General features: G+C 69.8%; 21 protein-coding genes. 9 read left to right on the top strand and 12 right to left on the bottom strand.

Annotation, left to right across the window (positions count from 1 at the left end):
- Positions 1-235: 235 nt before the first annotated feature.
- A complete protein-coding gene (locus tag ACZ5XS_RS35640; RefSeq protein WP_468658441.1) occupies positions 236-1,015 on the bottom strand; it encodes a fumarylacetoacetate hydrolase family protein in 780 nt (259 codons plus the stop codon).
- 186 nt (positions 1,016-1,201) lie between these two features.
- Between ACZ5XS_RS35640 and ACZ5XS_RS35635 the strand changes: the two genes are divergently transcribed.
- Positions 1,202-2,233 (top strand): LacI family DNA-binding transcriptional regulator, encoded by a 1,032-nt coding sequence (locus ACZ5XS_RS35635; protein WP_468658439.1) that lies wholly within the window; start codon positions 1,202-1,204, stop codon positions 2,231-2,233.
- Positions 2,234-2,354: 121 nt separating this feature from the next.
- Here ACZ5XS_RS35635 and ACZ5XS_RS35630 read toward each other — a convergent pair whose 3' ends face one another.
- Positions 2,355-2,948 carry an NADPH-dependent FMN reductase gene (locus ACZ5XS_RS35630; RefSeq protein ID WP_468658437.1) on the bottom strand — a complete coding sequence of 198 codons (594 nt, stop codon included), beginning with the start codon at positions 2,946-2,948 and terminating at the stop codon, positions 2,355-2,357.
- 549 nt (positions 2,949-3,497) lie between these two features.
- Between ACZ5XS_RS35630 and eno the strand changes: the two genes are divergently transcribed.
- The 6 genes from eno to ACZ5XS_RS35600 all read left to right on the top strand — a co-directional run bounded on the left by eno (position 3,498) and on the right by ACZ5XS_RS35600 (position 9,931).
- Entirely contained in the window at positions 3,498-4,826 is a 1,329-nt protein-coding gene (gene eno, locus ACZ5XS_RS35625; protein WP_468658435.1) for a phosphopyruvate hydratase, read from the top strand.
- A 60-nt stretch (positions 4,827-4,886) separates the two neighbouring features.
- Positions 4,887-5,891: a VOC family protein gene (locus tag ACZ5XS_RS35620; RefSeq protein WP_468658433.1), complete on the top strand. Its 1,005-nt coding sequence runs from the start codon at positions 4,887-4,889 to the stop codon at positions 5,889-5,891.
- A 34-nt stretch (positions 5,892-5,925) separates the two neighbouring features.
- The gene (locus tag ACZ5XS_RS35615) at positions 5,926-6,477 is read left to right on the top strand and encodes a carboxymuconolactone decarboxylase family protein (RefSeq protein ID WP_468658431.1); all 552 of its coding nucleotides are present in this window, start codon (positions 5,926-5,928) and stop codon (positions 6,475-6,477) included.
- 66 nt (positions 6,478-6,543) lie between these two features.
- Positions 6,544-7,650, top strand: coding sequence for an alcohol dehydrogenase catalytic domain-containing protein (locus ACZ5XS_RS35610; protein WP_217241019.1), 1,107 nt, complete (start codon positions 6,544-6,546; stop codon positions 7,648-7,650).
- A gap of 172 nt (positions 7,651-7,822) precedes the next feature.
- Positions 7,823-8,731, top strand: coding sequence for a LysR substrate-binding domain-containing protein (locus ACZ5XS_RS35605; RefSeq protein WP_468658429.1), 909 nt, complete (start codon positions 7,823-7,825; stop codon positions 8,729-8,731).
- Positions 8,732-9,064: 333 nt separating this feature from the next.
- The gene (locus ACZ5XS_RS35600) at positions 9,065-9,931 is read left to right on the top strand and encodes a 3-hydroxybutyryl-CoA dehydrogenase (RefSeq protein ID WP_468658427.1); all 867 of its coding nucleotides are present in this window, start codon (positions 9,065-9,067) and stop codon (positions 9,929-9,931) included.
- A gap of 1,173 nt (positions 9,932-11,104) precedes the next feature.
- Here ACZ5XS_RS35600 and ACZ5XS_RS35595 read toward each other — a convergent pair.
- From ACZ5XS_RS35595 to ACZ5XS_RS35575, 5 genes are read right to left on the bottom strand one after another with little or no spacing between them, the layout of a single operon-like run.
- Positions 11,105-12,070, bottom strand: coding sequence for an electron transfer flavoprotein subunit alpha/FixB family protein (locus tag ACZ5XS_RS35595; protein ID WP_468658425.1), 966 nt, complete (start codon positions 12,068-12,070; stop codon positions 11,105-11,107).
- A gap of 25 nt (positions 12,071-12,095) precedes the next feature.
- Entirely contained in the window at positions 12,096-12,890 is a 795-nt protein-coding gene (locus ACZ5XS_RS35590) for an electron transfer flavoprotein subunit beta/FixA family protein (protein WP_468658423.1), read from the bottom strand.
- Positions 12,891-12,939: 49 nt separating this feature from the next.
- Complete coding sequence (locus ACZ5XS_RS35585; protein ID WP_468658421.1) at positions 12,940-14,118, bottom strand: acyl-CoA dehydrogenase family protein; 1,179 nt, start codon at positions 14,116-14,118, stop codon at positions 12,940-12,942.
- Between the two features lie 57 nt (positions 14,119-14,175).
- On the bottom strand, positions 14,176-15,429 hold the full coding sequence (locus ACZ5XS_RS35580) for a CaiB/BaiF CoA transferase family protein (protein WP_468658419.1): 1,254 nt from the start codon (positions 15,427-15,429) through the stop codon (positions 14,176-14,178).
- A 59-nt stretch (positions 15,430-15,488) separates the two neighbouring features.
- Entirely contained in the window at positions 15,489-15,923 is a 435-nt protein-coding gene (locus ACZ5XS_RS35575) for a Zn-ribbon domain-containing OB-fold protein (protein WP_468658417.1), read from the bottom strand.
- A gap of 400 nt (positions 15,924-16,323) precedes the next feature.
- Between ACZ5XS_RS35575 and ACZ5XS_RS35570 the strand changes: the two genes are divergently transcribed.
- Complete coding sequence (locus ACZ5XS_RS35570; RefSeq protein WP_468658415.1) at positions 16,324-17,355, top strand: hypothetical protein; 1,032 nt, start codon at positions 16,324-16,326, stop codon at positions 17,353-17,355.
- A 321-nt stretch (positions 17,356-17,676) separates the two neighbouring features.
- On the opposite strand, the gene ACZ5XS_RS35565 is transcribed toward ACZ5XS_RS35570, so the two are convergent.
- Both ACZ5XS_RS35565 and ACZ5XS_RS35560 read right to left on the bottom strand, forming a co-directional pair.
- Complete coding sequence (locus ACZ5XS_RS35565; RefSeq protein WP_468658449.1) at positions 17,677-19,101, bottom strand: family 43 glycosylhydrolase; 1,425 nt, start codon at positions 19,099-19,101, stop codon at positions 17,677-17,679.
- Positions 19,102-19,735: 634 nt separating this feature from the next.
- The gene (locus ACZ5XS_RS35560; RefSeq protein WP_468658413.1) at positions 19,736-19,987 is read right to left on the bottom strand and encodes a hypothetical protein; all 252 of its coding nucleotides are present in this window, start codon (positions 19,985-19,987) and stop codon (positions 19,736-19,738) included.
- A 102-nt stretch (positions 19,988-20,089) separates the two neighbouring features.
- Here ACZ5XS_RS35560 and ACZ5XS_RS35555 point away from each other — a divergent pair, with 102 nt between their 5' ends.
- On the top strand, positions 20,090-20,470 hold the full coding sequence (locus ACZ5XS_RS35555) for a zinc-binding dehydrogenase (RefSeq protein WP_468658411.1): 381 nt from the start codon (positions 20,090-20,092) through the stop codon (positions 20,468-20,470).
- Between the two features lie 292 nt (positions 20,471-20,762).
- Here ACZ5XS_RS35555 and ACZ5XS_RS35550 read toward each other — a convergent pair whose 3' ends face one another.
- The 3 genes from ACZ5XS_RS35550 to ACZ5XS_RS35540 form a co-directional block, all read right to left on the bottom strand.
- A complete protein-coding gene (locus ACZ5XS_RS35550; protein WP_468658409.1) occupies positions 20,763-22,025 on the bottom strand; it encodes an MFS transporter in 1,263 nt (420 codons plus the stop codon).
- A 169-nt stretch (positions 22,026-22,194) separates the two neighbouring features.
- A complete protein-coding gene (locus ACZ5XS_RS35545; RefSeq protein WP_468658407.1) occupies positions 22,195-22,437 on the bottom strand; it encodes a hypothetical protein in 243 nt (80 codons plus the stop codon).
- 79 nt (positions 22,438-22,516) lie between these two features.
- Positions 22,517-24,178, bottom strand: a complete 1,662-nt coding sequence (locus ACZ5XS_RS35540) for an ABC transporter substrate-binding protein (RefSeq protein ID WP_468658405.1) — start codon at positions 24,176-24,178, stop codon at positions 22,517-22,519.
- Between the last annotated feature and the right edge of the window lie 53 nt (positions 24,179-24,231).

The following is a 24,231-nucleotide window of genomic DNA, read 5'->3' as shown; positions in this document are numbered from 1 at the left end:
TCTTTATCGTCGTCCCCCTCCGGGGAGGAAAGGGTGGCAGCGCGAGGGCTCCTTCCCCCTTTCCCCCCCCCCCCCCCCCCCCTCCCCCCCCCGTCCCCCCCCCCCCCCCCCCCCCCCCCCCCACGGCGGCGTTCCCCGACAGCGCACGAAGGCCGCCTCGGACATGCCACGGGGCCTGCCCACCGCCGAGCGGTGGGCAGGCCCCGTGGCGCGATCACCCGGAAGGAATCCGACGTCAGAGGCTCTCGGCCACGACCGGATTGCGCAGGACACCGATGCCCTCGATCTCCACCTCGATCTCGTCCCCGGGCCGGATCGGCCCGACGCCGGACGGCGTGCCGGTCATGATCGCGTCTCCGGGCAGCAGTGTCAGATGGCGGCTGAGGTAGCTGACGATGCCGGGAACGTCGAGCAGCAGGTCGGCGGTGCTCGCCGACTGCACGACGGCGCCGTTCAGACGGGTCGTCAGCGACAGTGCCGCGGGGTCGAGTCCGGTCGCGATGACCGGCCCGAGGGGGGCGAACGTGTCCTGCCCCTTGCCGATCAGCAGCGTTCCGAACGCGCTTTCCCTGCGCTGGACGATGCGGTCGCTGACATCATTGCCGCACGTATAGCCGAGGATGTATTCATGGGCCTCAGAGGGCTTCACATGGCGGGCTTCCTTTCCGATGACGACGACCAACTCGCCTTCGAAGTGGATGAGTTCGCCATCCGCCGGATAGACGATCGCGTCACCCGGTCCGATCGCCGCGGTGCTCGGCTTCATGAAACACACGGGAACTTCCGGCTTTTCCCGGTCGGTCTCGTCGACGTGCGAGGCGTAGTTGTAGGCGAATCCGAAGATCCGGGGTCGCTCGAGCGGCGGAAGAACGACCACGTCGCCGACTTCGTCGACGTCCCCCGCAGGGAACAGTCCGGTGAAGGGATCACCGTCGAATCGCGCGATTCTTTCGCCACCGGAATCCAGCTCTCCATAGTGACGCACGCCGCTGACGGCATATCTGACGATCCGCACGGGACACCTCCGCAACTTGGCAGCCGCGGGCGGCTGCACGGCCCATTCAGCAATGCTAACGTTAGCACAATGACGATGACCGACTCGGCGCCCCCACCCATCCGGCCACGTAGTGCGACGAGAATGCTATCGTTGGCACACGGAAAGTGACGGCGACGGGATGAGCCGGCTCGAGGGGGCCCTTACGTGATCACGACCAAGGACATCGCGGAACGCCTCGGAATCTCCGTCTCGACGGTCGGCCGGGCGCTCTCCGACGATCCCCGCATCAGCGAGGAGACCAAGTTCCGGGTCCGCCAGGCCGCGTCCGAGATGGGATACGTCGGCAACCGGGCGGCACGGATGATGCGCGGAGCGTCCAGCAACGTGGTCGCGCTGGTCATCCCGGACATCCGCAACAGTTTCTACTCGACGATCGCGCACGAGTTGTCCAAGAACATGGAGGCCGAGGGCTTCCAGCTGATGCTCTCGGAGACCGACGACGACCGGATGGTGGAGCTGCGCCACCTGCGGGAGTTGTCCGCCAACCGCGTGGCCGGCGTCATCATCGTGCCCAGCGCACGCCCGCACGGCGACTCCGTCAAGCTCCTGCGCGGCCTGCCGCACCTGCAGTTGCTGCGTCGCCACCCGCTGCTCGGTTCCCAGTGGTTCGGCGTGGACGACCACGAGGCACTGCGCCGGGCCGCGGCCCACTTGGTGGCTCAGGGGCACACCCGCCTCGCATACGTGGGCGGCCCCGAGGAACTGCCCACGGGCGCGGAGCGCCTGCGCGGCTTTCGCAGCGCCCTCGGCGAGGGCGGCCTGCCCGACGACGCCGGGCGGGCGGAGCTGGGACCGCCGTCGTCCGTGGACTACGGCCGCCAGGCGGTGCGCCGGCTGCTGAAGGGGCCGGACGTGCCCACCGCGCTCGTGCTGGGATCGGTTCAGCTCACCATCGGGGTCCTGGAGGAGCTGTCCGAGCAGGGCGTGAAGGTGCCCGGGGAGCTGTCCGTGGTCGGGTTCGGGGACGAGCCGGGGTTTTCCTGGTGGGGGCCCGGACTGACCACGATCGGGCTGCCGATCCAGGAGATGGCCACCGGCTGCGCGCTGTGGCTGATGCGCCGGCTCAAGACCAAGCCGGACAACGACGGCCCGTACACGTCGGTCTCCCCCGGATCACTGGTCCTGCGCGGCAGCACGGCACCGCCTGGCGGGACAACTCCGTCCAGGTCCGTCTGAGCCGGGGCGGCCTCACCCGCGAACGCCGAAGGCGCCCGGAGCAATGCACTCCGGGCGCCTTCGTATGTGCCGCGCGGGTCAGTACGTGCCGCTGCGGGCGCCTGCCCTTGTGCGGCACGGGTCAGTACCTGCCGCTGCGCAGTCGCCCCATGACCCGGGCGGTGCGGGCGAGTTCGTCGAGCACCTGCTCGGCAGCGGTCTCGTGTATTTTGCCGGGCCTGAAGTCGCCGCCCTCGACGAGGCCGTTGACGAACGGGATGCTCACGGTCGGACCGATCGGCAGCATCCTGAGGTTCGCCACGACCTGCTTGCCCATCTGCACCGCGCGGGTGCCCGCCGAGACGCCTCCGTAGCTGACGAACGCGGCCGGCTTGTGCTGCCACTCCACGGCGAGGTAGTCCCAGGCGTTCTTCAACGGGGCGGGGAAGCAGCCGTTGTATTCCGGGGTGACGAAGACGAACGCGTCCGACGCGTCGACGATCCGGCTCCACGCGCGGGTGTGGCTCTTCGTGTACTGCCGCAGAGCGGGCGGATGCGGCTCGTCGAAGAAGGGCAGAGCGAGTTCGTACAGGTCGACGGTGTGGGACTCGAACTGGTCGTACTCCGAGGCGCGGAGAGCGAACCAGTCCGCGACGGATCTGCCCACACGTCCGGGGCGCGTACTGGCCACAACGGTGGTGAGGGTCATGGGCGCCACGGAGGGCTGGAGGGTCATCTCAGGCTCTCTTCCCTGTCGGGCGGGTTGCGGCCCGGCGGACCCACGCCCCCCTGTGCTGTCCGTCGTCCAGAAGGGCGCGGGTCCGCCGGAGTTCTCGCCGGAGCACCGGAGCACCGAGTGTGCGAACGATAGCATCAACCCTCGAGGCACCCAAGAGGATGTCGAACCAGGTGAACTCCAGCGGATCGGGCGACGCCCCGCTCTTGACAGAGCAGCCGCCGCTTTGCACGATTGCGCTATCGTTAGCACGAAGAGCCGCAGTGAACGAGCAACCTTCGCCATGACCTTCTCGCTCGTGCCCAACGCCGCTGCGCCGACCCAGGTGCCGCCCGGCGGGGGCCGGCCGAGCCCGTTTCGTCGGCGAGGACATTGCTCCGTACGCCTTCCGTCGCCTCCGGCTGCGGGGCCGCCCCCGATGACCGGCACGGGCGGATGTCTCCGACCCGATTTATCCGGCCCGATTCTTCTGGCCCGGTTCTCCTGGCCCGGTTCTCCTGGCCCGGTTCTCCTGGCCCGATCGTCCGAACTCCGAAAGGTCGCACCGCAATGACAGACGCGCGGATCGCCAAGCTCTACGGCCGCAGGGTGTGGGACTCCCGCGGCCGGCCGACCGTCGAGGTCGAGGTCCACCTCACGGACGGTGCGGTGGGCAGGGCGATCGCGCCGGCGGGCGCATCGACGGGCCAGGGCGAGGCCCTCGACCTGCGCGACGGCGGCAGCCGCTTCGGCGGGCTCGACGTCCGGCGTGCGGTGGGCTCGGTGAACCACGAGATCGCCCCCGCCCTCGCCGGTCGTGACGCGGGTGACCAGGAGGCCGTCGACCGGCTCCTGGTGAACCTCGACGGCACCCCCGACCGAAGCCGTCTGGGCGGCAACGCGATCGTGGCCACGTCCATGGCGGTCCTCCACGCCGCCGCCGCATCGGCGGGCGTGCCCCTGTGGCAGCACCTGGCGGGCGGACGGCCGGTCCGCATCCCGCTGCCGGAGATCCAGATCTTCGGCGGCGGGGCCCACGCGGACCGCCGCGTCGACGTGCAGGACTTCATGGTGGTCTGCCCGGCGGCACGGAGCTTCTCCGAGGCCCTGGACTGGACGGCGGAGATCTACCGGGCGGCCGGAGCCCTGATGCGCAAGGCCGGCAAGGTACAGGGCGTGGCCGACGAGGGCGGGTTCTGGCCCGCCTTCGACTCCAACGAGGAGGCGCTGGAGATGCTGACCCTGGCCATCGAGAGCGCGGGCTTCGCGCCCTCCTCCCAGGTGGGCATCTCGCTGGACGTCGCGGCCTCGCAGTTCGGCAGCGGCGGGCGGTACACGCTGGCGCTGGACGACCACACCCTGGACACCGAGGCACTGGTCGACATGCTGGGCGGCTGGGTCGACCAGTATCCGATCCTCTCCGTCGAGGACCCGGTGGGCGAGGACGACCACGAGGGCATGGTGGAGTTCACCCGGCGCTACGGCCACCGCTGCCAGGTGATCGGCGACGACTACCTGGTCACGAACGCCAAGCGGGTGGAGGCGGCGGCCACCGGCCGGGCGGCGAACGCCGTCCTCGTCAAGCCGAACCAGGCCGGTACGGTCACGGAGGCCCACCAGGCCCTGTGCGCCGGAAAGGACGCCGGCTTCGGCACGATCGTCTCGGCCCGGTCCGGAGAGACCGAGGACGTCACCATCGCCCATCTGAGCGTCGGCTGGGACGCCGGCCAGCTGAAAGTGGGCTCGTTCACCCGCTCCGAGCGCATGGCCAAATGGAACGAGGTCCTGCGCATCGAGGAGGCCCTCGGCGAATCCGCGGAATTCAGCGGATGGTCTGCCTTCACATTCGCGGATTCCGCGTCTGCCATGACTGCGGCCCCTTCCGCTGACCAGCCGTAAAACAGCCTCGAAGTATTACAGTCATCGAAATCCAGAGCCGATCGGAGCCCGGAGACCATCATGCTGCCTCCCGTCAATCTGCGCCCCAGTTTCAACATCACCCGCTCCAGTCATGTGCGTCTCACCGTGGCCGACCTGGCCGAGAGCCGGAACTTCTACGTGAACGCCCTGGGCCTCGTCGTCAGCGACGAGGACGAGCGCACCTGCTACCTCCGCGGCCTGGCCGAGGCCTGCCACCACAGCCTCGTCCTGGAGCTGGACGAAGAGGGCGGCGGCAGGTCCAGGAGGATCGGCTTCCGGGTCTTCTTCGACGAGGACCTCGACCTCGCGTACGCCTGGTTCCGTGAGCGGGGCCTGCCCGCCGAGTGGGTCGACGTCCCGTACCAGGGCCGCACCCTGCACGTCAGCGACCCCATCGGCACGCCGCTCGAACTGTGCGCGACCATGGAGACGCGGCCGCGGCTGCACATCGACTTCGCGTCCTACAAGGGTGCCCACGCGCAGCGCCTGGACCACTACCAGATCTTCGCGCCCGACACCTACGAGCTGTGCGCTTTCTACAGCGAGCTCGGCTTCCGCAACTCGGAGTACCTGGAGCACGGCGACAAGCTGCTGGGGGCCTTCATGTACCGCAAGGGCACCTGCCTGGACCTGGCGATCGTCGAGAACACCGGGCCCGCCCTGCACCACTTCGCGTACACCGTCTCCGAGAGCCACGACATCTTCGCCGCCTGCGACTGGGCGGGCATTCTCGGCTACGGCGACGGCGTGGAGCGCGGCCCGGGGCGGCACGGTCCGGGCGGAATGCTCTTCGCCTACCTCCGTGACCCGGACGGTCACCGGGTGGAGGTCTTCAACAGCCACTACCAGACGATCGACACCGAGATCGAGCCCGTGCGCTGGGACGCGGCGGCGCTGAGCACCAACGCCCGCTGGGGCCTGCCGGCCCTGGAGAAGTGGTACTTCGAGGCGTCGCCCTTCGTCGGCGTGAAGCAGGTCCCGCCGTCCGAGCTGCCCCGGCCGATGTCGATGGAGCGGTACCTGCTCGAACAGTCCGCCCACTGACCTTTCGTACGATCACGTCCCCCGAGGAGACACCATGGCACGAGTCCCCTACCTGCGTCGCGAGGACGCGGACGAGGCGCACAAGCCCCTGTACGACCGGCTGGAGGCCGAACGCAAGGTACCGACGGCGAACATCTTCCTCGCCCTCACCCATGCGCCGGCCCAGCTGGACGCCTTCCTCACCTACGCCAACTCGCTGCGTGCCGCCGACCTCAGCCCCAAGCTGCGTGAGCTGGCGATCCTGACCGTGGGCCACGCGACCCGGTCCGTGTACGAGGTCGCGCACCACCAGTCGCACGGGCTGGGGGCCGGGCTCACCGGTGAACAGCTCGCGGCGGTGGCCGACTTCGAGTCGTCCGACCTGTTCGACGGGGTGGAGAAGGCGGTGATGCGCCTCGCCAAGGAGTCCACGCTCCGGGTCGAGGTCTCGAAGGAGACCTGGAACGCCGCGGCCGAGCATCTGACGGACAAGCAGATGGTCGAACTGTCGTTGTCCATCGCCTGGTACAACTCCGGCGTCCGCATCATGGGCCTGCTGGACATCGACCTCGAAGCCAACTACCCGAATCCTTTCCCGAATTCCTAAGTAATTCTTTTTTCAGGGTCTCCGCCTCCGGCCGCCTGGGACGGAGCAGTTCCAAGGAGTATTTCAATGGCGAAAATGCTCGCCGCACGACTGCACGCGCTCGGTGAGCCGATGTCGGTGGACACCATCGACGTGCCCACCCCGCGCCCGACCGACGTACTGGTGCGGGTCAAGGCGTGCGGGATCGTGCCGAACATGGCCAACGTGATCAACAACTGGCCCACCTGGTTCCCGCACCAGCCGCTGCCCAAGTTCCCCGCCATCTTCGGCCTGGACGCCTCCGGCGTGGTCGAAGCCGTCGGCGAGGCGGTGCTGAACACCAAGCCGGGTGACCGGGTCTACGTCAACCCCCTGCGCGGGTGCGGCAGTTGTCAGGTGTGCCGGGGCGGAGAACTGAGCCGCTGCCGTTACTTCACGCTGAACGGCTACTTCAGCACCTCCCGTGACGGCCAGCGGATCTTCGACCTGTATCCGTACGGCGGCTTCGCTCAGTACATGACCGCCCCGCAGTCCTCGATCGTCAACATCCCGGACAACATGACGTTCGAGCAGGCCGGAAAGCTCGGCTACATCGGCACGTCCTACGGCGCCCTCAAGAACGCCGCCGCAGGGCCCGGCCAGGTCGCGCTGATCGACGGGATCACGGGAACCCTCGGTGTCGCGTCGACCGTGCTGGCGCTGGCCTCCGGGGCCTCCCGGATCCTCGGCACCGGCCGCAACGAGGAACTCCTCAAGCGCGTCAAGGAACTGGCCCCGGACCGGGTCGAGGTCTTCCGGCTGGGTGACGGCTCCACCGGCGAGTGGGCGAAGTCCCGCACCGGCGGCGAGGGCGCGGACTACGTGATCAGCGCGCTCGGCGCCAAGGCACCGGTGGAGACGATGCTCGACTCCATGCAGGGCGTCCGAAGGGGCGGCCGGGTCGTGAACGTCGGCGGTGTGGCCGACCGGCTGCCCGTGGACGTGAAGTGGCTCATGGACGAGCAGGTCCAGCTGATCGGCTCCAACTGGTTCAGCACCGCGCAGGGGCAGGAACTCGCCGACATGGTGGGCACCGGCGCCCTGGACCTGTCCTACCTTCAGGCCAAGCCGTTTCCGCTGGCCAAGGTCAACGAGGCGATCTCGGGGCTCCAGGACCGCGACGGCGGGTTCAGCAACTACGTCGTCCTCCCCTGAACCGAGGCTCCGACGAGCATCCGGACCCCCCTTGACCGGCCATGCCTCCGACGCCCCGTACTCACCCCGCGGCGGGCCTGTTCTGCCCTGACGCCGCCGCGGGGTGCTTCACACAAGCAGTGCACACGGCCCCTGCTCACGTCAGTACGGGCCCGGCAGGATGGAGGAGCCGGTGGAACTGCGCTGGCTGGAATCGTTCGTCACCGTCGCGGAGGAACTGCACTTCGCGCGGGCGGCGGACCGTCTGCATCTTGCCCCGTCGGCGCTCAGCGCCCAGATCAGGGCCCTGGAGTCGCACTTGGGCGTGCGGCTGATCGACCGCGGACGGCGCAGCCGCCCGGCGCTCACCAGCGCCGGGCGGCTCTTTCTCGAAGAGGCCCGGCTGACCCTCGCCCAGGTCTCCCGTGCCGAGACCGTGGGCCGGCGCGCCGGCCGCGGGGAACTGGGGCACGCCCAGATCGCGTACGTCGCCTCAGCCGCGTTCTCCGGAGTGCTGACCGACGTCCTCACCCGGTGCGCGGCCCCCGGCACCGAGCTGACCGTACAGGTGCGCGAGCTGGAGACACCGGCCCAACTGGAAGCGCTGGCGTGCGGGGACATCGACGTCGGCTTCCTGCGCTGGCGGCCGCAGTACCCGCCCGAAGTCACGGCCACCTGCCTGCTCACCGAGGACATCGTCCTGGCGCTGCCGGCCGGAGCTCCGCTGGCGGCGTACGAGGCGATATCGGCGGCGCAGCTGCGCGACGAACGGTTCGTGGCCCCGCATTTCGACGAGGAGTACGGCTGCCGCGACCAGATCCTCGAGGTGGCGCAGCAGGGCGGGTTCAGCCCGCGGTGCGCTCCCCCGGTGCGGGACTTCATCGCGGCTCTGACACTGGTGGGCGGTGGTCTCGCGGTGGCTCTGGTCCCTGATTCCCTGCGCCGCGTGCACATCCCCGGGGTGGCCTACCGTCCGCTGGCGGACGTGTCCCTGACCACCCGGCTGGTGGGTGCCTACCGCAGGGGCGAGACCTCGCCCGCGGTGCGCGGCCTGATCCGCCGCCTGCGCGAGGCCGCCGCCGCCACGGTCACCACCGGCTGAAGCAGCGGCGCTCCGGTGCGGGGCGCGTGGGGCGGGCGGGAGCTCCCGGCGGCGAGGCGGCGCCGGGCCAGGGAGGTCCCCGGCACCCGCGCGGGGCCCATTCCGGTGATCCGCGGTCCACTGAGGGGGCCTCGGCCCTCTGCTCGGCAGCGCCGTCAGGTCCGCCAGGTCCGCCAGGTCCGCCCGAGGGTGCCGTGGCGCATGTTTGTGCGCGGATGACGCACTGTCGGAGCAGGTCAGAGGGGGTGTTCCCGGCCTACGCTCAACACGGCACCACAGACCGTGGCGGCGTCGGTCGACCGCCGCCGGGCGTTGGAACAGGCGGAGGAACACATGACATCGATCAAGCACGTGGGGGTCGTCGGCGCCGGGCAGATGGGCCGGGGCATCACCGAGGTCTGCGCCCGTGCCGGACTGCACGTCACGTTGTGCGACGTGACCGAGGACAGGGCTCGTGCCGGACTCGCCGGCGTGGCGGACTCCCTGCTCAAGGCGGAGAAACGCGGCACCATCGCCCCCGGAGACCGCGCACACGTCCTGGCCGGGATCTCGGTCACCGCCGACCTCTCCCGGCTGGCCGGGGCCGACCTGGTCGTCGAGGCCGCCGTCGAGAACGAACAGGCCAAGACGGCACTGTTCCGGCAGCTGGACAAGATCGTCACTGACTCGGCCGCCGTCCTGGCCAGCAACACCTCCTCGATCCCCATCGCCCGGCTCGCGGCGGCGACCGGACGACCGGAGGCGGTGATCGGCCTGCACTTCTTCAACCCGGTCCCTCTCATGCCACTGATCGAGGTCATCCCCTCGTTGCAGACCTCGAAAGCCACGGAACAGCGCGTGCGTGCCTTCGCCGGCGAGGTTCTGGGCAAGAAGACGATCGTCACGCAGGACCGCGCGGGCTTCGTCGTGAACTCCCTGCTGGTCCCCTACCTGTTGGCGGCGGTACGGCTGGTCAGCTCCGGCACCGCGACGGCGGAGGACATCGACACGGGGATGACCGCCGGCTGCGCACACCCCATGGGCCCGCTGCGCCTCGCCGACCTCATCGGCCTGGACACCGTGGCGGCGATAGGTGAGGCCCTGTACGAGGAGTACCGGGAACCGCTGTACGCCCCTCCCCCGCTGCTGCGCCGCATGGTCGAGTCGGGGCTGCTGGGCCGGAAGTCGGGGCAGGGGTTCTTCAGCTACCAGGCGGCCTGAGGGCCTGCGGCGACGCGGTGTGTCCCACGTGTGGGGGGCACCGTACGCCCGCCGTCGTCACCGACGTCGTCACGGAGCACCCACTGAACGTCGTCGACGGGTCGCAGGCGCCTGGCGGGGACTGCCGTAGGGCGGCTTGAAGGGCGGCTTGAAGGGCGTGACTGACATGTCTGGATGCGGGAAACCGCAGCCCGGTACAGGTGGCGGCGGCAACCTCGGTGTGCGGCAGCGGCACCCGGGGCTCCGGGGCCCCGGGGCCCCGGGGCACCGTCACGAAACATCACGCGGGGCGCGGGGCACCGTCACAAAAGACATCAAACGGGGCCGCGAGGGTGGTCGAGGTCGGGGGTGACGGGACGGCGGGTGTGGCGGATCGCCGGTTCGCCCACGCGGGCCTCGCGGTCCTCCTGGGTGAGTGACCATTGCCCGGTGAACTGGAGAGTCAGCGGTCCGGCCTTTCGGCGCCCGTGTCATCACTCGGCTTCATGATCCGGGGCCTGGTGGGCGACCGTGTTTCCGACTGCCGCATCCGGTCCCCCGCGAAGACGGGCTCGGACGGCCTCTCTGCCGACGGGGTGTCAAATCACCCCGGACGAGCCGTGACCGGCTTCTGGGGCCGAGCACGTGGTGCGCCCGGCCTCGCCTCCCGAACAGTGTCACGCGTGGCCCCAACGCCCGCGCATCACCGGCCGACTACTCCCTCGGCGCCCGGATGCCTGGAGCCCGAAGGGGGCCGGAGCGCACTCAGCGCTCCGGCCCCCGGCCCTGGGCTTCGCGGCGTTCGGGCCGGCTCGCCGTACCCGCCGCGACGATCAGTGACGGTCCAGGGTGAAGGTCCAGCCGAACACCCCCGTCGCACCTCCAACCGCACGACCTGCACGACCTGCACGACGTACGAGACGATCCACCACTCGCCGACCCTCCGATGACGGTTGCACCACGCGAAACGTGCCCCTCCCACGGGCCCTTCGCTTCCTCGAGCCATTTCGCTCGCGGCGGTTCAGGGCTCAGGCGGGCCGGCCGACCGGGACCGATGTGCGTCACCAGGCCCCACGCATGGGAGGCCGCGGTGTGAACGTCACAGCGGCCCCCGGCGTACCGCAGGGCGTTCCCCCTCCTGGTCCGGCCCCGGGCGGTCCGGACCCGAGAAACCGTGCCCGTCAGGCGTCGACGTCATGTGGCTGCGCGGCGGGCGGCCAATTCCTGCGTGAGCTGGGGAGCCACCGAGAACAGGTCACCCACCACGCCGTAGTCGGCGAGGCCGAGGATCGGTGCCTCCGGGTCCTTGTTGACCGCGAGGATCGTCTTGGAGGTCTGCATCCCGGCGAGGTGCTGGATGGCCCCGGAGATGCCCAGGGCGATGTACAGCTGCGGCGAGACGGTCTTGCCGGTCTGCCCGACCTGGTACTGGTGCGGGTAGTAGCCGGCGTCGACCGCGGCGCGCGAGGCGCCCACGGCACCTCCCAGAGCGTCGGCCAGCTCCTCCACCGCCTTGAAACCGTCCGCTCCTGCCACACCGCGGCCTCCGGAGACCACCACGGTCGCCTCGGTGAGTCCGGGTCGGTCGCCCGAGGGGGCGGCGCGCCGTGCGGTGATGCGTGCGGACGCCGCGGGGTCGATCGGCGGCAGGGCCAGTTCCCGTCTCCCTGCCTCCCCGGGATGCTCCTCCGGCTCGAAGGCGCCCGGCCGCACGGCGATCACCGGTATGCCGTGGGTGACTTGGGAGCGCACGGTGTAGGACCCGCCGAAGACGATCTGGGTGACCATCCCGGACGAGTCCAGGTCGACCGCGTCGACCAGCAGCCCCGCGTCCAGCCGCGCGGCGAGACGCCCGGCCGCTTCCCTGCCGTCCGTCGTGGCGGATACCAGAACGGCGGCGGCAGCGGTCTCCCGGACCGCGAGTTCCAGGGCGTCGACGGCGGGCGTGACGAGAAACTCGGCCGCGTCGGTGGATTCCGCCGCGAGGATGCTCGTGGCGCCATGGCGGGCGAGGGATTCCGTGAGGCGCGTCGCGGTGCCGGGAACTCCCACGACGACGGCGGCCGGGTCCCCCAGCCGCCGTGCGGCGGCCAGGAGTTCGTATGTCGTTTTGTTGACACGTTCCCCGTCGTGGTCGACGAGTACGAGGACTTCGGGCATGGGGGCCGTCTCCTGGTCGGGCGCTTCAGACGAGCTTCTGGGCGATCAGGTACGCGGCGAGCTGCCGGCCGGCCGAACCGTCGTCGGTGACGCGGGTTCCCGCGGTTCGCGGCGGACGCGGGACGGCCTCCACGACACGGGTGCGGGTCACGAGGAACCCGGCCTCGTCCGCGTCGGGGAACAGGTCGTCGAGGTCGACCGTTTCCACCGGCTTCTTCTTGGCGGCCATGATCCCCTTGAAGGAGGGGTAGCGCGGCTCGTTGATCTTCTCGGTGACGCTGACCAGCGCGGGCAGCGGGGCGTCCAGCGTCGACTCGCCGTCCTCGGTCTCGCGCTCGGCGCGCACCCGTCCCGCGTCCACGTCCAGGTTCACGTCGAGCTTGCGCACGTGGGTCACCTGCGGCAGGCCGAGCAGGTCCGCGACGACCGCGGGGACCGCGCTCGCCTGGCCGTCGGTGGTGGCGTCGCCGGCGAGCACCAGGCCGACGTCCTCCATGGTTCGCACGGCCGCCGCCAGGACCTTCGCGGTGGTCAGCACGTCGGCGCCGCGCAGTCTGGCGTCGCAGATGTGGATCCCCCGGTCGGCGCCCATCGCCAGGACCTTGCGGATGGCGTCGAGCGCGGAGTCGGGGCCCATGGAGACGACGGTGACGTGGGCGTCCGTCGTCTCCTTCAGCGTCAACGCCTCTTCGGCGGCACGCTCGTTGATCTCGTCCAGGACGAGTTCGACGTCCTCGCGGTCGAGGGTGTGGTCGGCCCCGGACAGGGTCCGTTCGGCACCGGAGTCCGGGACCTGCTTGACCAGTACGACGATGTTCACGGATGTCTTCTCTCAGCCGTCACGGTCGGCGTCGCGGCCGGCGTCCCGGTCAGCGGAACGCCGCCTGGCCGGTGATCGCCTGTCCCACGACCAGGGTGTGCATCTCGCTGGTTCCTTCGTACGTCAGCACGGACTCCAGGTTGTTGGCGTGGCGCAGCGGCGAGTACTCCAGGGAGATGCCGTTGGCCCCCAGGATGGTGCGGCACTCCCGTGCGATGGCGATCGCTTCCCGCACGTTGTTGAGCTTGCCGACGCTGATCTGCTCGGGCCTGATGCGGCCCTGGTCCTTGAGCCGGCCCAGGTGCACGGCGAGAAGCGCGGCGTTGCCCACGGACACGCTCATGTCGGCGAGCTTCTTCTGGGTGAGCTGGAAACCACTGATCGGCTTGTCGAACTGGATTCGGGAGTCGGCGTACTGAATGGCTGCCTGGATCGAGTCGCGGGCCGCACCGACCGCGCCGAACAGGATGCCGAAGCGGGCCTCGTTCAGACAGGACAGCGGTCCGCGCAGGCCCTGAGCGAGGGGCAGTCGCGCCGAGTCGGGCAGCCGTACGTTGTCGAAGTAGAGCTCCGAGGTGATGGAGGCGCGCAGGGACATCTTCTGCTTGATGTCCTGCGTGGTGAAGCCGGGCGCCCCGCGGGGCACGAGGAAGCCGCGGATGCCGTCCTCGGTCTGTGCCCAGACGGTGGCCACATCGGCGATACCGCCGTTGGTGATCCACATTTTGGAGCCGTTGAGGATCCAGTCGTCACCGTCGCGGACGGCCTTGGTGCGCATCCCGGAGGGGTTGCTGCCGAAGTCGGGTTCCGTCAGGCCGAAGCATCCGATGGCCTCACCGGCGGCGAGCCGGGGCAGCCACTCCTGCTTCTGCTCCTCCGAGCCCCACTTCCAGATGGAGAACATCGACAACGAGCCCTGCACGGAGACGAAGCTGCGGAAGCCGGAGTCCGCCGCCTCCAGCTCCAGGCAGGCCAGTCCGTAGCTGACGGCGTTGGTGCCGGCACAGCCGTACCCTTCGAGGTGCATGCCGAGCACGCCCAACTTGCCCAGTTCCGGGGCGAGTTCGCGGGCGAAGTGGGCGTTCTCGAACCACTCGCCGATGTGCGGGCGCACCCGGTCGGCGAGGAACTTGGCGACGGTGGCCTGGATCTCCCGCTCCTCGTCGCTGAATGTAGAGGAGAGGTCAAGCAGGTCGAGAGGGTCCTTCATCGGCTTGGCGCCGCTCATCGTGAGCTCCTGGAGGTTGTGGTGATCGGTCCGGTCGCGGTGTCCGCGCCGGAGAGGTCAACCGGCCGCTTCGTTCGGCGCGGAGACGTGGTCGGAGAGACGGTCGAGTGTCTCGGTGGTGTGCTGGCCCAGGCGCGGCGGCGGCAGGCGGTACTGCGCCGGCGTGCCGCTCAGCGCGATGGGACTCGCGACCTGGCGGAAGGGAACGCCCTGCGTCCCGTCCTGTCCCGCGGAGCGTGCGGCGGGGATGTCGACGATGCCGGGAAGGCCGAGCTTGTGGGCGAAGGCGAAGGCCTCGTCGAGTGTGTTGACCGGTCCGGCGGGCACGCCCGCGGCCAGCAGGACGGCCGACCAGTGATCCGCGCCGGCGCCCCCCAGCCGTTCGGTCAGGATGTCCCGCAGAGCGGCGCGGTGGGCGACCCGGTCGGCGTTGGTGCGGAAGCGGTCGTCGTCGGCGAGACCGGGCTCCCCGACAACCTTGGCGAGCGCCGCGAACTGCCGGTCGTTGCCCACCGCGATCGCGATCGGGCGATCGGCCGCCGGGAAGGTCTCGTAGGGGGCGATGCTCGGGTGCGCGTTGCCCATACGGCCCGGAACCACACCGGCGACGGCGAACGCCGACGCCTGGTTGACCATGGCCGACAGCAGCGAGCCGAGCAGGTTCACCTCCACACACTGCCCCTCCCCGGTGGCGTCCCGGTGCCGCAGGGCCGCGAGGATGCCGAGCGAGGCGTGCAGGCCGGTGATCACGTCGACCAGGGCCACGCCCGCCTTCATCGGCTCCCCGGCGGCGTCGCCGGTCACGCTCATCAGCCCGCCGACGGCCTGCACGAGCAGGTCGTATCCGGGGATCTCCGCGCCCTCGCCGCTGCCGAAACCGCTGATCGAGCAGTAGATCAACTCCGGGTGCCGGGCGCGGAGTTCGCGAGGGCCGAGCCCCAGTCGTTCCATCGTGCCGGGACGGAAGTTCTCCACCAGGACGTCGGACTCGGCGACCAGGGCACGAGCCTGCTCGACGCCCGCGTCGGTCGTGAGGTCCAGGACGACGGACGTCTTGTTCCGGTTGACGCCGAGGAAGTAGGTCGACGTGCCGTCGTGGTCGGCAGGAGGGTGCCAGGCCCGGGTGTCGTCCCCGATACCCGGCCGTTCCACCTTCACCACGTCGGCGCCCAGATCGGCGAGGAGCATCGTGGCGTAGGGCCCCGCGAGGACCCGGGAGAAGTCGGCGATGCGCAGACCGTCCAGCGCGCCGGGCCCCGTTCCGTCGAGAGCGCCGGCCCGTCCGTCCGATGCGTTGTGCTGGGTGCCCACGCACCCTCCTCTCTGATCGTGGTGTGTCTGCGAGGTGACTGTGTCCCGGCCGCTTCCCGTCACCACCAGCGCTCCGGAGCCGGTGCCGGCTGGGGGAGTTCGACAAGGGGCAGGCCTTGGCCGACGGGGGCGACGGACCGTGCGACGTTCACCCGCATCCCCACCGCGACCGCGATCGGTGCCGTCCCGGTGACCTGGCAGAGCAGGTTGAAGCCCTCGTCCATCGCGACGAACCAGGTGTTGTGCGGAACATGGCCGTACCGGCGCACGACGACCCCGGAGCCTTCGCTGCGCTCACGGGTGAAGGCCGTGGACCCGCAGGCACGGCAGAACGAACGGCGGTAGGCCGGGGTGCCGCACCAGAGGCAGCGCTGGAAGAGGAGTTCGCGGCTGACCGCCGGCGCGTCCGGCGCGGCGGACGCGGTCGTGGTCGCGGCGGCGCCGTCGTGGTCGTCCGCGAAGTCGGTGTGTTCACGGGTGTCTGTCTGGAGCATCACGGCCTCCTGCACTCAGTTCGGTGACCGGAAAACGGCTGGTCGGGATCCGATGTGGCTCCCTCACCCTGGCCCTGTCGGGGATCGCCGGTCAACGACGTAGTGACGCATCTTTGTGCGCGGAATGCGTTCCGTTCGCTGAGGTCAGAGCGGTTCTCCCGCACTACGCTCCTTGTGCGCCGCGGTCCGGTGGCCCGCTTCGGCCGCCGGTTCGCCGGACCCGACTGCCGGCCCCCGCTGCCGGGAATGCACGCCGTGCCCGTAGGCATCGTTTACGCAGTACGAGTGAATGAGCCGATTGTTCAGTTCGGGGCGGGTGGTGCGTCTTCTACGGTCTCTGCATGGACCGAGGGCTGCGGGAAAGGCCTTGCGGGCGGGGACCGGTGGAAAGGCGCGCCTGATGTCGGGGTTGGGGAAGTCGACGGACGTGCTCAGGGGCCGGGCGGGCCGCTGCCATCGGACAGGGCGGTGGGCCTGGGGCGCGGTGGGCGTGGCCTGCCTCGTGGGAGCGGTGCTGACGTTCGGCGGGCCGTGGGCGGCCGGGAGCGCGGTGGCGCGGATGGTGGCTTTCGGGCCGTCCACCGGTTGCTGGGCTTTGGCGGTCTCCCTGGGGCTCCGTGCGTGGGGGGCGAGTGGCCGGGTGCGGACGCGTCTGCTGCTGTTGGGGGGTTCCGCGGTGGCCGGGGGCGTGTACCGGGGGACGGTCAACGTACTGTCGGCTCACCCTCCGGGTTCGGGGCGGTACGAGCGATCACTGCTCGGTTCGGTGGTGGTCACCGGAGTGATGCTGGCGGTCGGTCTGGGGATGGCCGGTCTGGTGGTCGCGGCCGATGCCGGCAAAGGCCGACACGTGTTGCTGCGGCGCGTGCTCGACGGGGTTGTCACAGCCGGGGCCGTGTTCATGACGGGATGGGTACTGCTGCGAGGGGCCAGTGACGGCTGGCGGCTGGGGACGGGGATGGTCGGTGTCCTCTGGACCGCGGAGGTCGTGTACCTCAGCTTTCTCTTCGCCCTGCGCCGTCTCGTACGGAGCGACCAGAGAGTCACCTTGTGGGTGGGGATCGCCGGGCTGTCCCTCATGCTGATCGGCGACACCCTGCGCCTGTGGACGGCCGGCCCGCACAACCCTGAGGCGATGTCCTGTCAGCTGGTCGACACCTGCAACACCGCGGGCCTGCTGGTCGTTGCTCTCGGCCCTTGGTTGCCCGGCGGGGCGAGCGTCCTCGACACCGCCCAGCCGACGTTGCGAGGGGGGATGGAGGGTGCGGCGGCGTTCATTCCCCTGACGGTCTGCACGGTCGCGGCGCTGGGATATGTCCTGGCTCCTCCCGCCCGCGACCCGATGCCGCTGCTGGTCGGTGGGACGGCGCTGCTGAGCCTCTGGGCACGCCAGACGTTCCTGCCGAGCAAGAACACCAGACACGACGACTGAGTGCTCGTGCGGCTGTCCTCCCTGCTTCACACTCCCCCACGCGCGCAAAGCTCTCCCCAGCCCCAGCCCCAGCCCCAGCCCCAGCCCCCGGACCCCCAGCCGCGTCCAAGCCGAAGCCACCGGCGAACACCGACAGCCGGTTCCACGGCAGCCGCCCGGCTGGGCGTGCCCAGCTCATAGCTCCAGTCGATCCACGTTCGACGGTCAGGGCGAGCAGTCGCCGCGAGCAGTCGTCTCGACCCGGCGAGTCGTGTGTGCGGGTGGGCGCGGCTCCGGCCGTGCGGTCGGAGCCGCTGAGGGGTAACGGGCCCGGGCTGTGACTCACTGGGTGTAGAAGGTGGCGTCGGCCCGGTCGGTCGCCGTGCTGAGAGCCTGAACCTGCAGCAGGTACTCGTAGTGGCGGATGTAGCGGCCCGGGAAGTTGTACGACTCGTAGGAGACCCCCGCGGAGTCGGCGAGGCCGGCCCGGGCGGTGAAGGAGGCGTCACTGCGGAACGGGGCCGTCCCGTCGTTCTTCTCCACCCACAGCTCGAAGTTCTTGTGGCGCAGGAAGTAGCCGGGGAAGTTGGCCGACTCCAGGGAGACGGTGCCGCTGCCGGCGAGACCGGTGACGACCCGGAACTGCGAGTCGGCCAGCGGGGAGACGTTCGGCTCGATCTTGGCGCGGTACTCCCAGTGCCGGATGAACCGGTCGGGGAAGTTGTACGAGGAAAGCCGGATCGGGGTGAGACCGTCGGCGACCGGGATGCCGAAGTCGGGTGTGCCGTCGGCCTTCCAGTAGATCTTCTGGACGCGGGTGCGGCGGTTGGGGTCGTTGAGGGGGTCGCCGCTGATGTCCTTGTAGCTGCGGTCGTGGTAGACGAGGATGTCCGACTTGCCGTCCTCGGAGACCGTGAACTGGTTGTGGCCGGGACCGTACTGGCTGGTGGCGGCGTTGCTGGCGAAGACCGGACCGGCGGACTTGGCCCAGGAGGAGGCATTGAGCAGGTTGGCCGACGCGGAGGCGGTCAGCATGCCCATGCAGTAGTTGGCGTCGGTGGCGCTGGCCGAGAAGGTCATGAAGACCTTGCCGTTGCGCTGGATCACGGCCGGGCCCTCGTTGACCGTCTGGCCTCCGGCGGTCTCCCACGAGGCGGTCGGCCGGCTGAGCATGACCGGAGTGCCGGTGATGGTCCACGGGCTGGACATCTGCGCCAGGTAGATGTTGGTGCCGGAGCCGACGGCCGGGTCGTTCTGCGCCCAGGAGAGGTAGCGGGTGCTGTTCACGACGAACGTCGTCGCGTCCAGGGAGAAGGTGTCGAGCGGCAGTGCGATACGCCCCTTCTCCGTCCAGGCGCCCGTGATCGGGTTCGCGGCGGTGCACTCCAGGACGTAGGGCCGGATCTTCCAGATGTTGTTGGCGTCACCGGCGGCGAAGTAGATGTACCACTTGCCGTCGATGAAGTGGATCTCCGGAGCCCAGATGTGGGCGCCCATCGCACCACTGGCGTGCTTGGTCCAGATGGTCGTCTCGGTGGCTGAGGAGAGCCCCTGGATCGTGGTGGCGCGGCGCAGCACAATGCGGTCGTACGCCGGCACCGTGGCGGTGAAGTAGTAGAAGCCGTCGGTGTGCTTCCAGATGTGCGGGTCGGCCCGCTGCTCGGCGATGCTGTTCGTGTACGTCACACCGGGTGACGCGGGCACGGCGGCGTGGGCGGTACCGGCGGAGACGCCGGTGAAGGTGGCGGCGGCCGAGCCGGCCATCATGCCGAGGACCGTTCGACGGGTGAGCGCAGGTCTCACGGACTACTCCCTCTGGGACTGGAGCTGGGGGCGGGAACGCATCGACAGTTCACACTCTGTCGGTATTTCGAACACGGTTCGTAAGCTCGGCCAGAACATAGGTTCTCGTGCAGGTCCAGTCAACGCTTCTGTCACACAGGTTTCACACGGCGGCGAAGAGGGTGCCCCTTCCCCGTCCGCCAGGTGAGAAGGCCCTCGGGCGGTTCAGCCCAGCAGGGCGGCCGTGCACGTCTTACGGCGGCCACCGGCAGAGGCCTGGAGGCGGTCCCGGCATTCCCCCGTCCATCGCGCTCGACCGGCGCCCGGAGGCAGACGGTGCCCCCACCGGCCACCCGGTGGTCGTGCAAAGGCCCGACAGTGCGGGAACGGCGGCAGAGCCAGGGCTGGGGGGACGAAGGTCCGAAGGTCAGCTGCTCGCGGCTGTCGCCGGTGAGAGGGACAGCCGCAGCCGCGCCAAAGCCGCGCTCCCTCAACGCCCGAGGTGGCCACGGAGAGCGCGCGTCGCGCGATGCCGGGCACTCGACGATCCCACCCCGCGGAAGACCGCCCCCGCATCCGAAAGACCCAGAGGGCCGACCGGCAGGGGTCGCCGCGCTGGTCACGGATGCCACCGGCCAGTGGGGCCGGGCGCGATCTCGAACTGCGCCATCGAGCCTCGGCCCTGATCGGCACCTTCCTCGGCATCAAGCGCACGGGCCAGGATCTCGTGGAGGTCCTCGTCCCCGCACTTGGCGACCTCGCACGGGTGGAGCCGGCCGAGGCAGTGGTCGACGGTGACGAGCCTCCCAAGGTCCATGGCGGAGGAGAGCTGCGTCCGCGCCGGACCGCGGTAGCCAGTGCCGACGGGCACTGGCCCGCCGGGCTCCTCCAACCCGACGCGGCAGTCCCGCCGCGCTGGTCACCGCCGGGCGAACGGCCAAGGGCGACACGGTCCTGATCCACGCGGTCGCCAGTGACGTGGGCACCCAGGCCGTCCAGCCGGCACGAGAGCTCGGAGCCGGCCGGATCATCGGAAACGACGCGCACCTCGCACGGCGAGCGCGTCACCGAAAGGCTCGCCGGCCTCGGGATCGACGAGCTGATCACCACATCGGAGGTCGATTTCGCCGACCGGGTTCTCGGGCTGACAGACGGAAAGGGAGCCGACGTCATCCTGGACCACGTCGGCGGCCCGTACCTCACCCGGAACATCAAGGCAGCCACACGCGGCCGGATCGTCGGGGTCGGCCGGTTGGGCGGCGCGGAGGGCACCCCGGACCTGGAGGAACTCGCCCGTAAGCGCGTCGAGATCATCGGCACCACCTTCAACCTGCTTCTCAGCGCGCAACGCTAAGACCGTTGAGGCGATCGACAAGGCCGCGTCCAGGCCGAAGCCACCGGCGAACACCGACGGCTGGTTCCACAGCAGCCGCTCGGCGGGGCGTGCACGGCTCGTAGCTCCAGTCGATCAACGCGCGAAGGGGGCGCTGCCGGCGGCCTGGCCGGTCAGGGCGTACCACTCGTCGACGTCGGTCCACTGGCCGTACCGATGGAGCTGCCGCACAGCATGTGAGATGGCAAGAGCTATGAGTGGTCGAAGGACCGGATCGGCGCCATGAGTGATACCGAGCTGCGGGAGCAACCCGTCAAGCGTCCGGACTTACCGTTTGCGGGCCTACCGCCGTGGGCCTTGCCGTCGTGGGTGACCGCATCAGCTGTGGGCTGCCCAGCAGCGTTGCCGTCAGCGCGACCAGCCCCACCACGGCCGACACGAGCATCGCCAGCCGAGTACCGAGCAGGCCGGCCGTAACGCCGAGGATCACCATGCCGGACGGCAGCGCGAGGCCGATCGTGGTGCTCAGCAGGCCGAGCGCGGCAGTGCGTTCGTCGGGGGCGACGGCGTCCACCGACAGGGTCGCCTGCATCGTGCCGAAGTAGGCCTGACCGATTCCCGCCACGCCGAGTGCGAGCAGAGCCACCGCCACTGCCGGCGCGTAGGACAACACGCCCAGGCAGCACAGGCAGAGCGCTACCGCGAACGCGTAGGAAGCGCCCGGCCGCCGGGCCGGCCAGATGACCAGCGCCGCCGCCGTCACCAGTTGCACCGTGCCGGCGGCGGAGCCGATCACCCCGGCCATCGCCGCCCCGGCGCCCAGGCCGCTCGCGATGACCGGGACGAGGGGCATGAACGCGAAGTAGGAGAGGTTGCAGATCACCGTCACCAAGAGGACCACCCTGAGCGCCGGCGAGCGCCGCAGCAACTGCCAACCCGTCGGGCCCGGCGCGGCCGTGGACATGCTGTCCGGCCCGGCGATCGCGGGCGCGTCGGCCGGCATCCCGCGGGTCGCGTGCCACAGCAGCGCGGTGGAGCAGGCGAGCAGCACGGTGGGAACAGCGAACGCGGCGCCGAGGCCGAACACTCCGATGGTGACGCCGCCGATCAGCGGGCCGAGCATCGTCGCGCTCGCCAGGCCCGCCATCTCCGCTCTGAGTGCACGATGCGAGTGCTCAGGCCCGGCGATGCGGAACAGCAGCTCGCGCTGCGCGGTCATGTTCACCAGGCCGCCGAACCCGTACGCGAGCTCGAACAGGTACACCATCCAGGTCTGGACGGCACCGGTGCTCACGACCGCGATCATCACCGCCGAGATCGGCAGCAACGCGAGTTCGGTGAAGAGCACCAGCCGGCGCGGCTCCAGGTCGCGTCGCGTCCTGGCGGCGACGTAGGCACCCAGCAGCATGGGCGAGAACAGGGCGAACCCGGCGAGCTGATTGTCGATCGGACGCCCGCCCAGGTGAGTCACCAGGTATGTCCCGAGGAAAAGCCCGTCCCAGCGCGTCAGATGCCACATCCACGAGCTGATCAACACCTTCGGGAGGGATCCACGCCGGTCTTCACGCATAGCCATGTCCACACGGCTCACCCAAGGACACTGCAGTCACCTGGGAGAGTCCGCCCGATGCCCGGCCGATTGCGCTGGTGTTCGGGGTGCTTCGACTCGGACGGCGACGCGCGCGGGTCGGCGACCGATCGCACGGCGTCGACGGTGATGTCCGTGACCACATGGAACACACCCATCACCGAGCAGCACCACCGGCGATCCCGCTGAAGTCCCCCACGTCGATCGCTGCGCGGCGAACAGCCAATGCCTGACGGGCGCAGGTCGGCTCCACGAGCCCCTGCATGATCAGGGTCAGCTCCCCGCCCAGGCGCCCGCAGGGTGAGCGTCCGACCGCGCGACGCCCCGGTGCCCGCAGCCCGTCGGCGCCGCACGCGGCGATCAGCGACGCGACGCTGACACCGTCGACCGCCTTCAACAAGCGTGCGGGTCCCCTTCAGCCGGGGACCCGGCGCCAGAGCTCCTGGTCAGACGGTGCCCCAGGCCTGACCAGGGCTTGATCAGGCCCTCTTCAAAGCCTGCGGCCAGAAGATCGCCGGATAGTAGGAGTTGTTCTCGATTCCGCTTATGTAGCTGTGCGCGATCGTGGAGTTCGGCGTGATACACAGCGGGATCCAGACGGCGTCGTCGAGGATGATCTTGCTGCAGGTCGCGTACACCGCTTCCGTCGCCGCGGTCGTCGGCTGCTTGATCGCCTGGTCCATCAGCTTGTCGAGCGTCGGATTCGAGTACTGGAAGAAGTTCAGTGGCTTGGCACCGGTGCGCAACAGGATCCGCAGTGTGGTGTCGAGGTGCAGCGCGTCCCCGCCGAGGAAGGTGACCAGGATGTCCGGGCGCTTGTCGGGCGGCTGGTTGGGCAGGTCGAACATCTGTGACGCCGGCATCTCGCGGACGGTGACGTCGAGGCCCAGCGCAGCCAGCTGGGTCTGGACCAACTCGGCCATCTGCTGCCGCGGCGCGCCGCCGTCGGCGCCCCAGGCCAGATCGACCTTCTTCCCCTTCAGGCCCGGCACCAGCGCCTTGAGCGCGGCGGTGTCCACCTGAGCCGGGAACGGCGCCAGCGTCGAGGAGAGCGTGCGCTCCGGAAACAGTCCCTTCTGGACCGTGGTGAGGCCGCCCCACGCCGTGTCGACGATCGATGTGCGGTCCAGGGCGGTGAGCATGGCCCTGCGCAGCGCCTTGTCGGCGAATACCCCGGCCGTCGGGTTCAGCCAGATCGCCTCGCCCACGCCGCCGTAGGAATTGACGACGCTGAATTGCGAGTTCTTCTGGTACTGCAGCACGTCCCGGATCGCGAAGCCCTTGGTCACCATGTCGAACGCGCCGGCGTCGAGCTGCAGCTTCTGCGTCGCGATACTCGGCGTGATTTTTATCTGGATGGTCTTGAACGCGGGCTTCTCGCCCCAGTAGTCCGGGAATGCCTCAAGCGTGTAGTGGCTGCCCGGCACGAACTCCTTGAAGATGTACGGCCCGGTGCCCGCGTCATGCGTCTTCAGCCACCCCTGCGCGAGATCGCCGCCGACGGCGTGCTTCGTCACTGCGGCGGGACTCGTCGCCAGCGGTTGCCATGGGCACGCCATGTAGTGCAGGAACGCGTTGTTCGGCGACTTGAGCGTCACGACGAAGGTGGTGGGGTCGGGCGCCGCCGTCCTGGCCACTTCCGCGACCATGTAGGCGGGGCCCTGGGCGATCTTGGCGCGCCGCTCGAAGGTCTTCCGCCACGACTCCGCGTCCGCGGGGGTACCGTCGTGGAACTTCACGTTCGGCTGAAGCTTGAACGTGTACGTCAGCTGGTCCGGCGAGAGCGTCCATGACGTCGCCAGCCCCGGGAGGAACTCCGAGCTGCCTGCCTTGTAGCGGACAAGTCCCTCGTACGCGGATTCCATGACCTGGACGCCTTCGCCCTCATACATGATGTCCGGGTCGGGAACCTGCATATCGGCCAGGAACGGAATCCGCAGGGTGAGCTTCGAACCGCCCGCCCCGCCGCCACCGCTGCCGTCGGGGCCGCACGCGGCGATCAGCGACGCGAGGCTGACACCGCCGATGGCGAGACCGCCGGCCTTCAAGAATCCGCGGCGGTCCAATCCCGCCGGAAAGTCCGGCGATCTCCGCTGTTGGTCTGCCGTTTTGTCCACCGATGACTCCTGCTCTGCTTCCACTGTCGACTGAAAGCACGGCATGCGCTGGCGTGCCTCCACATGTGCGAGCAGTA

It is taken from the genome of Streptomyces sp. NPDC033131 (genome assembly GCF_055578365.1).
The sequence above is the reverse complement of the archived record's forward strand: the minus strand, read 5'-3'. Positions and strand labels throughout refer to the sequence as shown.